This is a genomic window from Fundidesulfovibrio putealis DSM 16056, from assembly GCF_000429325.1.
Lineage (GTDB): Bacteria > Desulfobacterota > Desulfovibrionia > Desulfovibrionales > Desulfovibrionaceae > Fundidesulfovibrio > Fundidesulfovibrio putealis.
Genome location: NZ_KE386885.1, coordinates 550,290 through 562,565, shown reverse-complemented (window position 1 = coordinate 562,565; position 12,276 = coordinate 550,290). Strand labels below are relative to the sequence as shown.

Annotated in this window: 10 protein-coding genes; 6 read left to right on the top strand and 4 right to left on the bottom strand. The window is 64.8% G+C overall.

The genetic code is table 11. The annotated features are described in order from the left end of the window. Window positions 1-489: 489 nt before the first annotated feature. Window positions 490-2,361: a HAMP domain-containing methyl-accepting chemotaxis protein gene (locus G453_RS28635; protein ID WP_051272641.1), complete on the top strand. Its 1,872-nt coding sequence runs from the start codon at window positions 490-492 to the stop codon at window positions 2,359-2,361. A gap of 97 nt (window positions 2,362-2,458) precedes the next feature. On the opposite strand, the gene G453_RS0119260 is transcribed toward G453_RS28635, so the two are convergent. The 4 genes from G453_RS0119260 to lepA all read right to left on the bottom strand — a co-directional run bounded on the left by G453_RS0119260 (window position 2,459) and on the right by lepA (window position 7,508). After that, window positions 2,459-3,997, bottom strand: a complete 1,539-nt coding sequence (locus G453_RS0119260; protein ID WP_027192348.1) for a YifB family Mg chelatase-like AAA ATPase — start codon at window positions 3,995-3,997, stop codon at window positions 2,459-2,461. A 204-nt stretch (window positions 3,998-4,201) separates the two neighbouring features. Next, a complete protein-coding gene (locus tag G453_RS28225; protein ID WP_156921021.1) occupies window positions 4,202-4,804 on the bottom strand; it encodes a hypothetical protein in 603 nt (200 codons plus the stop codon). 172 nt (window positions 4,805-4,976) lie between these two features. Further along, the gene (gene lepB, locus G453_RS0119255; RefSeq protein WP_027192347.1) at window positions 4,977-5,576 is read right to left on the bottom strand and encodes a signal peptidase I; all 600 of its coding nucleotides are present in this window, start codon (window positions 5,574-5,576) and stop codon (window positions 4,977-4,979) included. A gap of 129 nt (window positions 5,577-5,705) precedes the next feature. Then, window positions 5,706-7,508 carry a translation elongation factor 4 gene (lepA, locus tag G453_RS0119250; protein ID WP_027192346.1) on the bottom strand — a complete coding sequence of 601 codons (1,803 nt, stop codon included), beginning with the start codon at window positions 7,506-7,508 and terminating at the stop codon, window positions 5,706-5,708. A gap of 182 nt (window positions 7,509-7,690) precedes the next feature. On the opposite strand from lepA, the gene G453_RS29075 reads away from it, so the two are divergent. Genes G453_RS29075 through ybgF form a run of 5 tightly spaced genes read left to right on the top strand, consistent with a single transcriptional unit; the run spans window position 7,691 to window position 12,272 of the window. Beyond that, the gene (locus G453_RS29075; protein WP_084502580.1) at window positions 7,691-8,293 is read left to right on the top strand and encodes a rhodanese-like domain-containing protein; all 603 of its coding nucleotides are present in this window, start codon (window positions 7,691-7,693) and stop codon (window positions 8,291-8,293) included. A 4-nt stretch (window positions 8,294-8,297) separates the two neighbouring features. Next, window positions 8,298-8,963, top strand: a complete 666-nt coding sequence (locus G453_RS0119240) for a YeeE/YedE thiosulfate transporter family protein (RefSeq protein WP_084502578.1) — start codon at window positions 8,298-8,300, stop codon at window positions 8,961-8,963. Further along, window positions 8,960-11,071 (top strand): rhodanese-like domain-containing protein, encoded by a 2,112-nt coding sequence (locus G453_RS26780; RefSeq protein WP_051272640.1) that lies wholly within the window; start codon window positions 8,960-8,962, stop codon window positions 11,069-11,071. Before G453_RS0119240 ends, G453_RS26780 begins: the two co-directional genes overlap by 4 nt. Then, window positions 11,068-11,373 (top strand): MTH1187 family thiamine-binding protein, encoded by a 306-nt coding sequence (locus G453_RS0119230; RefSeq protein WP_027192343.1) that lies wholly within the window; start codon window positions 11,068-11,070, stop codon window positions 11,371-11,373. The genes G453_RS26780 and G453_RS0119230 overlap by 4 nt, the downstream gene beginning before the upstream one ends. After that, window positions 11,370-12,272, top strand: coding sequence for a tol-pal system protein YbgF (gene ybgF / locus G453_RS26775; RefSeq protein WP_051272639.1), 903 nt, complete (start codon window positions 11,370-11,372; stop codon window positions 12,270-12,272). The genes G453_RS0119230 and ybgF overlap by 4 nt, the downstream gene beginning before the upstream one ends. Window positions 12,273-12,276: the final 4 nt, after the last annotated feature.

Here is a 12,276-nt window from a genome sequence, read left to right as displayed (position 1 = left end):
GCTTCCGAACCCGTTGGGAAACGCCGCCCACGCCATGGCCGCCAGGAACCGGGAGGCTTCGTCAGCGAGGAGAATCCTCCGCTCCGCCCTGAAGGGAAACATGGTCCGCATCGAGTTGGAGGGCAACGGACCCGGTATTGACGAGACCACGCCTCGCAGAATATTCGAGCTTTTGTCACCACCAAGGCGACCGGGGAAGGCGCCGGGCTTGGCCTGTCGCTTTCCTACCGCATCATCGTGAACAAACACGGGGGAACCAGCAGCGTCGTTCCGCTCACGGGCAAGGTACCCGTTTCATCATCAGAAAACTTTCCCTCCAGGCTGACGCGCCTGCTCCCCTGACGATTTAACCTTCAAGCGTCCTATCGCTCTGGCGGCAATCCTGATACGCGCCCTTCCAAGAGACTTGCCGCATTCCTTTCGATTCGGATTTGCCTCTCTTCCTACTATGCCCATCATCACTTGATTGCGTTCAATAAGGAAGTACTCATGAAAAACGTCAAACTCGGTTATAGAATCGGAGCAGGCTTTGCCGTGCTCATCGCGTTGTCCCTGGCGGTGTCCGCCACCGGATGGATTGGGCTCGGCGCCGTGCAGGGCAGCGCCGCGAAATCAGAGACCGTGGGACGTATCTACTCGCGCGTGCTGCTTGCGCGCATCGACGCCCTGAACGTCATGTACGCGGACGACGAAAAGCGCATCGCCCCCTTCAAAGCCAATCTCCAGGCCGCTCAGTCGGAGTCGGTTGCGCTCAAGGAGTCCTTCAAGGACGCCTGGAACCGCACGAAAATGGATGCCATCGCCAGCTCGGTGAAAGCCTACGAGAACGATTTCGGAGCCTTCCACCAGGCCAAGGGCGCTCAGATGGCGGCGGTCAAGACCATGGCCGCAGCCGCCACGGACGTCCAGAAAGCGGCAACCGACCTGGAAAAGAGCCTGGACGCCGCCGCCAGCCGCATACTGGCAGGCGAGGACAAGGCGGCAACCGCGCGCCTGCTCGAGATGCATCGCAGGCTCGGGTCCATGAACCAGGCCTTTCTGAATTCGCGCATCAACGTGCTGTATTTTCTCTGGCAGGGGGACAAGACCAGGGCTGCCAGCGCCATGGAGTTGCTCGCTTCCGTGGAGAAGGCCAGCCAGGAGCTCCAGGCCATCGCCGCCTCCGGCGAGGACAAGGCCATGCTCGCGGGCATGGCCCAGAAGGCCGCCGCCTACCGGGAGCGCATCGCGGAACTGCTGTCCACCTCCGAGGCGCAACAGGCCGCAGTGGGCAGGATGACCTCCCGCGCCGCCGAAGTGAGCGGCGTCACGCAGGAATCCCTCGAATTCCAGCAGCAAAAGATGGCGGAGGACGCCTCCACCATGAACACGGTCAACGGCGCAGTGGCCCTGGCCGCCGCCCTGTTCGGCGCGCTGGTGGCGGTGCTGCTCACCCGCTCCATCACCGGGCCGGTCACCAAGGGGGTGGATTTCGCGCGCAACATGTCAGACGGCGACTTCACCACCATGCTGGACATCCGTCAGAAAGACGAAATCGGCATCCTGGCCCAGTCGCTGAACGCCATGGTCACCAAGCTGCGCGAGGTGGTGGCCGAGGTGCAGTCCGCCTGCGAGAACGTTGCCGCAGGCAGCGAGGAGCTGTCCTCCACCGCCCAGACCCTCTCCCAGGGCGCTTCCGAGCAGGCCGCCAGCGTGGAAGAAGTCTCCTCCACCGTGGAGCAGATCTCCGCTGCCATCAGGCGCAGCGCCGACAACTCCAGCCAGACCGAGGCCATCGCCGTGAAGGCAGCCGACGAGGCGGAGGAAGGCGGCAGAACCGTGGCCCAGACCGTCACGGCCATGAAGCAGATCGCCGAAAAAATATCCATCATCGAGGAGATAGCACGCCAGACCAACCTCCTGGCCCTGAACGCGGCCATCGAGGCGGCGCGCGCGGGCCAGCACGGCAAGGGATTCGCCGTGGTGGCCGCCGAGGTCAGGAAACTGGCGGAGCGCTCCGGCGTCGCGGCAGCGGAGATCGCCACCCTCTCGGTGCAGTCCGTGGACGTGGCAGAAAAGGCCGGGGGGATGCTGAACTCCATCGTGCCCGACATCAGGAAGACGGCCCTCCTGGTGCAGGAGATCGCCAGCGCCTCCAGGGAGCAGAACACCGGCGCGCAGCAGATCAGCGAGGCCGTCAACCAGCTGAACCATGTGGTGCAGTCCAGCGCGGCGGCGGCGGAAGAGATCGCCTCCACGGCGGAGGAACTCTCCAGCCAGGCCGAACACCTGCAACAGGCCATCTCGTTCTTCAACGTGGGGACGACGGGGGTCGTGCGGGGCGGCATGGCCAGAACGGGCAGGAAGGCGCTGGGGGCGTAGGCCGGAAGATCTATCAGTTACCGAAAAGGGGCGCTCCTGTGATGCAGGAGCGCCCCTTTGTTGTGAGCTTCTTCGTAATGACAGTGGGAACCGAGCGCTAACTCGCCCCCTGGCGGTCCAGGTTCCGGTAGTTGATGGCCTCGGCCAGGTGCTCCACCCGGATGTCCGCCATGGAGTCCAGGTCCGCGATGGTGCGGGCCAGCCTGAGAATGCGCGTATGCGCTCGCGCTGACAGCCCGAGGCGCTGGTTGGCCATCTCCAGGAAGCGGTGGCAGTCCTCGCCGATGGGGCAATACACGTTCAGCGCCTTGCCCGAGAGCTGGCTGTTGGTGCGGATGTTCGTCCCGGTGAAACGCTCCGTCTGCACCGTGCGCGCACCCAGCACGCGCGTGCGCATCAGCGCCGAATCAACCCGGCCCGTCTCCGCCTTCAAATCCTTGTAAGGCACCGCCGGGACCTCCACCTGCAAGTCGATGCGGTCCAACAGCGGCCCGGAGAGTTTGGAGCGGTACGACAGCACCTTCACGTCCGTACACACGCACTCGTGGCGCGCGTCGCCCCGAAACCCGCAGGGGCAGGGGTTCATGGCCGCCACCAGCATGAATTCTGCGGGATACGTCAGGCTCATGGCCGCGCGCGCGATGGTCACGCGCCCATCCTCGATGGGCTGGCGCAGCACCTCCAGCACGCTCTTCTTGAACTCTGGCAGCTCATCCAGGAACAACACGCCCCGGTGGGCCATGGACACCTCGCCGGGGCGCGGCACGCTGCCGCCGCCGATGAGCCCGGCGTCCGATATGGTGTGGTGCGGCGACCTGAAAGGCCGCACGGTGATGAGCGAGCCGCCGCGCGCCAGTTCCCCGGCCACGGAGTACACCCGCGTGACCTCCAGGGCCTCGTCGAAGGTAAGGGGCGGCAACACCGTGGGGATGCGCTTGGCCAGCATGGTCTTGCCCGAGCCCGGCGGCCCCATGAACAGCAGGTTGTGGCCGCCCGCCGCCGCGATCTCGATGGCCCGCTTGGCGTGCTCCTGCCCCTTCACCTCGGCGAAATCCAGCGGGAAGGGGTCGGCGTCCTTGGAGAGCACCGCCGGGTCGAACTGCGTGGGCGAGAGAGCGTCCTGCCCGGTGAGGAAGCGCACGGCCTGATCCAGGCTGTCCACGGCGTAGACGGATAGCCCCTTGACCACCGCCGCTTCCTGGGCGTTGGCCGCAGGCACCAGAAGGCCCCGCGCGCCTTCATGCTTGGCCCGGATGGCCAGGGGCAGGATGCCGGACACGGGTTTCAGGTCGCCCGTGAGCGAGAGTTCGCCGGAAAAATAATAGCCCGCGATGGCGTCTGCGGGCAGGACCTCGGCTGCGGCCAGAAGGCCAAGGGCCAGGGGCAGGTCGTAGCCGCTGCCGGCCTTGCGCACGTCCGCCGGGGCGAGGTTCACGGTGATGCGCGACGGCGGCAGCTTGAAGCCCCGGTTCTTGAGCGCCGAGAAGACGCGCTCCTTGCTCTCGCGCACTGCGCCCTCGGCCAGCCCCACCATGGTGAAGGAGGGCATGCCCTGGCGGGCCAGATCGACTTCCAGAACGACAGTATGGGCTTCCACCCCGGCCAGGGCGGCGGAAAAGGCGCGAGAGAGGGCCAAGACATCCTCCGGGTATGCGGTGCGCGAAAAACAGATGCCCCTGCCGGGGCATCTACGGAAAGACCATACGCGCTTTTGCGCAGTTTATCCACTCATTCGAACACAGCCAACCCTCTTGACGTTAAGACCAAAAGTTCCGCATCATACCTCTGGATTTATACTTTGAACAGTCTAAAAGAGAGCCCACTCACAAGCCATATGCATTTAGAAAAATACACCTCCACTTGAGTCATGAATAACCATCAAACTACCCATCCGAGCCTTTACTTCAGCGTTGCCTTTCACCTCAACTTCCCATTTCTCAACTCCATCACAAATATCATTACACAGTCTATCAACCTGTACTTCCAGCGTAGAATCAGCACCTTCAGGATTCAAAATTTTGAACATATTGGAATGACATGACCCACTTTGGGGAGGAGTTATCACATGGAACCTGTTCACCATATCACGCACCCTCTGCCCCTCGATCACATCACCACCTTGGTGAAGATACGCGCATCGCAATGCATAGGCATCATTAGACGACAACAATGGTCGTGTCGCTTGTTGATGAAAAATATGATCTCTCAACCCCTTGGCATCACCTGAAGACAACAAAGATCGCACTGCGACTTCATCAACATAAGGACATGTATACCTTATCGCTACATACTTGTCCCACCAGCGCTTATACCTCGGTTTGCTCTTGACCGATGGATCTTCTAACCTACCACATATATCCGGGAGCGTCAGTGCCAGCGCCAAAGCTCCATACCAATTCTGCTGCGCTATCGCCGCCCGGACTGCCTTAGTAAATCGTTCCATGACTTTCCCCCGTGGTACGACTCACCGAGATGGTTTCTTGCTCGGGGTAGTTATCGCCCCAAACCCTTAATAACAAGCTCGATTTACGAGAGGGAAGCACATATCAAAAAAGCGCCCCGTTCATCCGAACGGGGCGCTTTATTACGCTCAATCTTACAGCCGAAGCCGCAGGCTACTTGATCACGTTGCCGATGCGGTTCCAGCGGATGTCCGTGCCACCAGCCCAGGACCAGTACAGCACCCAGGCCTTGCCCCGGATGTATTCGCGGGGGACGAAGCCCCAGTAGCGCGAATCCTGCGAGTGGTCGCGGTTGTCGCCCATGACGAAGTACTGGTCGGAAGGCACGGTGACCGGTCCGAAGGTCATCCTGGCTCCCGGCACGGGCGTGGCGTCCACGCGCTTGTAGGGTTCGTCTATCTTCTGGCCGTTGCGGAAGACCACGTTGTTCTTCAATTCGATCACGTCGCCGGGCAGGCCGATGATGCGCTTGATGTAGTCCAGGTCGCGGTTCTCGGGGTATTCAAAGACGATGACGTCGCCGTGTGCCGGGTCGCCAACCTTGACCAGGACCTTCTCGGTGAAGGGCAGCTTCACCCCGTAGGAGAACTTGTTCACCAGCAGATGGTCGCCCACCAACAAAGTCTCCACCATGGATTCCGAGGGAATCTTGAACGCCTGGACCACGAAGGTGCGGATCACCAGGGCGAGCACCAGGGCAACGGCCAGGGCTTCAACGTATTCCTTGAGAATTTTCTGCCAGCGAGGATTCATGCGGTGTCCTTTTCTTGAATGGGAGGCGAAGGCCCAGGCCCCCGCCGTCCGGCAGGGCGCGCCCTGCACCCGCCAGGAGAAGCTTGCCCTCTCCTGGGCTCCCCTGTCGCGGGGAGGGTCCGGGGTTGGTTATTCTCCGGCCTTCAGGGCGGCCAGGAAGGCTTCCTGCGGAAGCTCCACGTTGCCCATGCGCTTCATGCGCTTCTTGCCTTCCTTCTGCTTCTCCAGGAGCTTGCGCTTGCGGGTGATGTCGCCGCCGTAACACTTGGCGATGACGTCCTTGCGAAGCGGCGCGACACGTTCGCGCGCGATGACCTTGGCCCCGATGGCCGCCTGGATCACCACCTCGAACATCTGTCGTGGAATGACCTTGCGAAGTTTCAAGGCCACATCGCGCCCCAGGTAATAGGCCTTCTCGCGGTGCACGATCACGGCCAGGGCGTCCACGGGGTCGCCGTTCAGCAGGATGTCCAGCTTGACGAGGTCCGAGGCGCGGTAGTCGATCAGCTCGTAGTCGAGCGACGCGTAGCCGCGCGTGCCGGACTTCAGGCGGTCGAAGAAATCGTACACGATCTCCGCGAAGGGCAGCTCGTAGGTGATGATCACGCGGGTGGCGGTCAGGTAGCGGATGTCCTTCTGGATGCCGCGCTTTTCCTCGCACAGCTTGAACACGTTGCCCACGTACTCGTTGGGGACGTGGATCTCCACGCGGGCGTAGGGCTCGTACAGCGTGACCGTGTCCTGGGTCTTGGGCAGCTTGGAAGGGTTGTCGATGGAGATGGTGGTGCCGTCCTGTTTCTCCACCTTGTAGACCACGGACGGCGCGGTGGCGATGAGCTCCACCTGGTATTCGCGCTCCAGGCGCTCCTGCACGATCTCCATGTGCAGAAGCCCCAGAAAGCCGCAGCGGTAGCCGAAGCCCAATGCCTGGGAGGTCTCGGGCTCGTAGGTCAGGGCTGCGTCGTTCAGCTGGAGCTTTTCCAGGGCGTTCTTGAGCTGCTCGTAGTCGCTGGCGTCCACGGGATAGAGCCCGCAGAACACCATGGGTTTGACTTCCTTGAAGCCGGGCAGGGGATCTTGCGTCGGGTTCTCGGCCAGGGTGATGGTGTCGCCCACCCGGGCCTCGTGCAGGTTCTTGATGGCCCCGCACAGGAAGCCCACCTCGCCGGGGCCGAATTCGGTCATGTCCACCGGGCCGGGGGAGAAGACGCCCAGCTTGGTCACCTCGAATTCCGCGCCCGTGGAGAACATCTTGGCCTTGCTGCCCACCTTGAGGGTGCCGTCCATGACCCTGAACAGCACCACCACGCCCTGGTAGGCGTCGTACCACGAGTCGAAAATAAGGGCCTTGAGCGGAGCCTTGGGGTCACCCTTGGGCGCGGGCAGGCGTTCCACGATGGCCTCGAGAACCTTGTCCACGTTGAGGCCGGTCTTGGCGGAGACCGCCACGGAGTCCTTGGTGTCCAGGCCGATGGCCTCCTCGATCTCCTGCTTGACGCGGTCGGCGTCGGCGGAGGGGAGGTCGATCTTGTTGAGCACCGGGATTATTTCCAGGTCATTGTCCAGGGCCAGAAAGACGTTGGCCAGGGTCTGGGCCTCCACGCCCTGGGTGGCGTCCACCACCAGGAGCGCACCCTCGCAGGCAGCCAGGGAGCGCGAGACTTCATAGGAGAAGTCCACGTGGCCGGGGGTGTCGATGAGGTTGAGGATGTAGTCCGTGCCGTCCTTGGCCTTGAAGGGAATACGGACGCTCTGGGCCTTGATGGTGATGCCGCGTTCGCGCTCAAGGTCCATTTTGTCCAGATATTGTTCGCGCATCTCACGCTGGGTGATCACCTTGGTGACCTCCAGGATGCGGTCGGCCAGGGTGGACTTGCCGTGGTCGATGTGGGCGATGATGCTGAAATTCCTGATACGCGACTGGTCTACCATTTTTCACCTGCTGACATGTGTGCACACGCCCTCTAAAAGATGGCGGGGTTAAGGTCAATTGTCTGTTTTGCCCAGGCGGGTCCTGGGGCGGCGTCCAAAACCCCAAGCTCCCCGAGCTGTTGAATGCACGGACTTGCAAAAAATCCCGGTGCTGCTACCACTGCCTTGAAGGAGAAACGCGCATGACACGTACGTTGCGGCACATGTCCCTGACGCTGGCCCTGGCACTGGCCCCGCTGGCACTGGCCCCCCAGGCCCCGGCCCAGTCGCAGGCCAGAACACCGGCCCTGCCACGGTCCGCGTCCCCGGCCGAGGTGGCCCAGCTCATGGCCAAGCCACCGGCAGGACTTGAAATAGTGGATATCCGGCCCCAGGCCGAATTCGCGGACTACGCCCTGCCCGCCAGCCTGAACCTGGACGCCGCCGCCGTGCTGGCCGACGACTCCTTTGCCTCGGGGAGCGGGCCGCTCCTCCTGGTGGACAAGAACGGCACCCAGGCCTTCGCCGTGGCCGGAGTGCTGGCCCAGAAGACCTCGCGCCCCGTATTGGTGCTTACAGGCGGTCTGGCCGCATGGTGGGCCGCCCAGGAAAAAGGCATGGCCGTGAAGGAAGTGCCCCTGGCGGACCAACCCTCTCCCGCTGCTGCTCCGGCTGCGGCTCCGGCAGGCCCCGCCACGCCCGGTACGCCTCAACCCGCCACGCCGCAGCCATCCGACCCGGCGACTCCGCCAGCTCCGGCCAGCCCGGCCCCGCAACCCCCCGCCGCAAAAAGCGCAGGATGTTAAATTCATGAGCGATCAGCACACCCCCGATACGCCCTCAAAGGACGACAGCGTCCAGGCGGGCGACACAACACAGGATAAGGCCGGACCCTCCGGCGGCAATGGCACGGATACCGGAAAAGCGGCGCAGTCCGCCGCCGCGACGCCGCCCCAGGCGACGGCCCAGGCAGGTCCGGAACGTCCCCCCATGAACCCCTATCTTGCCGGAGTGTTCCTGGGGCTCACCCTGCTGGCATCCTACCTCATCCTGGGCGCAGGCCTTGGCGCGTCCGGCGCGCTGGCCCGCTTCGGGGCATGGGCCGAGCATCTGGTCCTGCCTGCACGGGTGGAGGCCAACGCCTATTTCGGCCCGTGGTTTCCCGGTCCGCTGTCCTACTATCTGGTTTTCATGGTCGTGGGCGTTTTCGCGGGGGGCCTTTTTTCGGCCCTCTCGGGCGGGCGGGTGCGCGTCGGCGTGGAACGCGGCCCCACGGCGTCGCGCATGCGACGCCTGATCCTGGCGCTTCTGGGCGGCGTGTTGGCCGGGTTCGCGTCCCGGCTGGCCATGGGCTGCACTTCCGGCCAGGGCCTTAGCGGCGGCGCGATCTTTCTCACCGGCAGCTTCGTGTTCATGGGCTGCCTCTTCGCCGTAGGCTATCTGAGCGCCTGGGCCTTCAGGAGGCAGTGGAAATGATAGCCACCCTGTATTCCACCGGACAACTGAACGCCCCCCTGGGCTTCGCCGCAGCCCTGGCCGTGGGCTTCTGCTTCGGCCTGAGCCTGGAGAAGGCCGGGTTCGGCAGTTCCAGGCGACTGGCGGGCGTTTTCTATTTCACGGACATGTCCGTGATAAAGGTGATGTTCTCGGCCATGCTCACGGCGGCGCTCGGCCTCGTGGCCGCCGTGAGCATGGGCGTGGTCTCCATGGACGCCCTGTACCTGATGCCCACGATCCTTGGCGCGCACGCCGTGGGCGGGGCCATCTTCGGCCTGGCCTTCGCCATGGGCGGCTGGTGCCCCGGCACCGCAGCCGTGGGCCTGGCCTCCGGCAAGCTGGACGCGCTGGTGTTCCTGATCGGCGTGGCGCTTGGCTCCATCGGCTTCGCCGAGTCCTACCAGTGGGTCGCGCCGCTTGCGTCCATGGGGTCGCGCGGCGTGGTCTTCCTGTACGACACGCTGGGCATCACCAAGCAGCAGATGGTGCTTGGCCTGACCCTCGCCGCCGTGGTGATGTTCTGGCTGTGCGAGATCATCGAACGCGGCCCGGCCATCGCGCGCCCCGGCGTCAGCAGGCTGTTTTTGGCCGGATTCAGCGCCGTCTTGTGCATCGCCGCGCTGGTGGCCATGAACCTGCCCCGAGTGGACGTCCCCGCCGGGAAAATCCAGATTCCTGCGGTCGCTTCGAGGCCTTCCGCCCAAACAGGCCAGCCCCAGGCCGGTCAGACCCAGGCCGCATCTCCGGAGGCCCAGCTCCTGGCCGCCGTGCAGACCGGCAGGGACCACATCGAATCCGAAGAGCTCGCCCGTCGGCTCATGGCCGGGGACCCTTCCATCACCCTGGTGGACATCCGCTCCAAGGCCGAGTTCGACGCTTTCCACCTGAAGGGCGCGGTCAACGTGCCCATGTCCCAACTGCCCGAGGCCCTGGCGGCCAAACGCGGACAGGGCATCATCGTGCTCTACTCCAACGGCATGACCCACCCCGCCCAGGCCCGCGACGCCCTGACCCGCATGGGCTTTGGCAACGTGTACCTGCTGGGCGACGGACTGGACGGCTTCTTCGAGCGCGTGCTCAAACCCGCCGCCCTGCGAGACGCCCCCCTGACCCCGGAGAGCGCCGCCGCCGTGAAGGCGGCCCGGCAGTTCTTCCTGCCAGCGGAGCTTGCCAGACCGGCCTCACCCGGACTGCTCACGCCTCCCGGAAACCTCCCCGGAGTCGTGGACGCGGGCTGGCTCAAGGCAAACCTGGGCAAGCCCGGCCTCAAGGTGATCGACCTGCGGCCCCAGCCTCAGTACAACACCGCCCACCTCCCCGGCAGCCTGTCCTTGCACCTGGAGAGCCTGCGCGGCAACGTGGGGGGGCTGCCCTCCATGCTGCTGCCCGCGCCCATGCTGGCCCAGCACCTGGGACAGATGGGCATAGGCCCCCGCGATCTGGTGGTGATCGTGCCGGGAGAGTCCCCGCACGACGCCACGCTTTTGGCCGTGGCCCTGGAGCGCGTGGGGCACAAGCGCTACGCCCTGCTCCAGGGAGGCATGAAGGCCGCGCTGGCCGCGAGCCTGCCCCTGGACGCCCAACTGCCCAAGGCTCCCGCCACGCGCTACCCGGCGCCGGACGCCCCTGACGGCTTCACCGTGACCGGCCAGGAAGTCCACGCGGCCATGACCGGCGGCAAGACCATCATCATCGACGTGCGCCCCGCCGAGTACTTCTCCGGGGCCAAGTCCGACGAGGCCCGGCCCGGACACATCCCCAACGCCGTGAACCGCCCCTTCACCGAGGACCACCAGAAAGGCCCCGGCGACGTGGTGCAGCTGAAAAACGCGGACGAGCTGGCCAAGGCCTATGCGGCCATCATCGCCTCCAAGGATTCCCCGGTGATCGTGCACTGCCGCACCGGGCATCAGGCCTCGCAGACCTGGTGGGTGCTCACGCGGCTTCTGGGCTACACCAACGTGAAGTACTACGACGCGGGCTGGACCGAATGGGCCGCGCGCCCGGAATGGCCCGCAGTGGTCTCGCCCCCGCCTGCCCAGTCCGGCCAATCCAAGGACGACAAGAGCAAGGACGAGAAAAAATGAGCGTCATTGTCGAGCTGTCGCTCTTCCCCCTGGGCGCGCAGGGAAGCCTCGCGCCCTTCGTGGCCCGGGCGGTGGACATCATCGCCGCCTCGGGCCTGTCCTGGCGGCTCGGCCCCATGGGCACCTGCATCGAGGGCGAATGGGACGAGGTGATGGTCGTGGTGGACGCCTGCTTCAAGGCGCTCGCCTCCGACCAGGACCGGGTGTACCTGACCATCAAGGCGGACTGGCGGGCCGGGCGAACGGGCGGGCTCGAAACCAAGCCCGCGTCCGTCGAATCCGTTCGGGAGAAACGTTCATGACCGCCATCGAGAAGCGAGCGTCCGGTTTCGACCCTTCTGCCCCTTCTGCATGCGGGCGCGGCGCAGCGGGCCACCAGCCCTCCCCGGCCTGCAACGCTTCCAGTCGGCCCCAGGCAGGGTCGGGACTCCGCGCCCTGCTGTGGCTTTTATCCCTGGCCGCCCTGGCCGGATGCGCCTCCGAACCGGCCAGACAGACCATCCCCGCCGAGCAACTGACCCAGGCCAACGCCCAGGCCGATCTGACCTCGCTGAAATCGCGCGTGCAGGAAATGCGCGTGCGCATCGACGAGCTGGAGAGCGTCCAGGGCAAGGCCGGGCGCGGCGTAACCCTGGACGAGGTCAACAGGCGGCTCGCCCTGCTGGAAGAAACCGTGTCGCGCATGGCGGCCACCCTGGGCGTGGACACGGGCTCGCGCGCGCCTTCGGCGTCCACGGGATATTCCGCTCCCCCGCGCGGGGGCTCCCCGGCCTACGACCCGGATTCCCCGCCGGTCGCGCCCATCACCATGGGCCAGACCGGCAACGACCCCGCCGAGGCCATCCTGAACATGGGCATGGAGTCCTTCAATCAGCAGGACTACAACCGCGCCAACAGCCTCTTCTCGGAGCTCCTCAAAAGCTACCCCACCTCGCGCCAGGCCCCGAACGCCCTGTTCTGGCAGGCCGAGACCAACTTCCAGCAGGGCGACTACGCCCGCGCGGCCCTCATATGCCAGGACCTTATCCAGAAATTCCCCAACAACCCCATGGTGCCTTCGGCCATGCTCAAGCAGGCCCTGAGCTTCCGCAAGCTGGGCAAGCTCCAGGCCGCCAAAATCCTCCTTCAGGACGTGGAGAAGCGCTACCCCGGCAGCCCGGAGGCCCGGAGCGCCCAGATGCAGCTGCGCGACCTGCGCTGATCAC

Excerpts from the sequence above, each read along its gene's own strand:
- G453_RS28635 (WP_051272641.1), top strand. The coding sequence starts at position 490 with ATGAAAAACGTCAAACTCGGTTATAGAATCGGAGCAGGCTTTGCCGTG.
- G453_RS28225 (WP_156921021.1), bottom strand. The coding sequence starts at position 4,804 with ATGGAACGATTTACTAAGGCAGTCCGGGCGGCGATAGCGCAGCAGAAT.
- lepB (WP_027192347.1), bottom strand. The coding sequence starts at position 5,576 with ATGAATCCTCGCTGGCAGAAAATTCTCAAGGAATACGTTGAAGCCCTG.
- lepA (WP_027192346.1), bottom strand. The coding sequence starts at position 7,508 with ATGGTAGACCAGTCGCGTATCAGGAATTTCAGCATCATCGCCCACATC.
- G453_RS29075 (WP_084502580.1), top strand. The coding sequence starts at position 7,691 with ATGACACGTACGTTGCGGCACATGTCCCTGACGCTGGCCCTGGCACTG.
- G453_RS0119240 (WP_084502578.1), top strand. The coding sequence starts at position 8,298 with ATGAGCGATCAGCACACCCCCGATACGCCCTCAAAGGACGACAGCGTC.
- G453_RS26780 (WP_051272640.1), top strand. The coding sequence starts at position 8,960 with ATGATAGCCACCCTGTATTCCACCGGACAACTGAACGCCCCCCTGGGC.
- G453_RS0119230 (WP_027192343.1), top strand. The coding sequence starts at position 11,068 with ATGAGCGTCATTGTCGAGCTGTCGCTCTTCCCCCTGGGCGCGCAGGGA.
- ybgF (WP_051272639.1), top strand. The coding sequence starts at position 11,370 with ATGACCGCCATCGAGAAGCGAGCGTCCGGTTTCGACCCTTCTGCCCCT.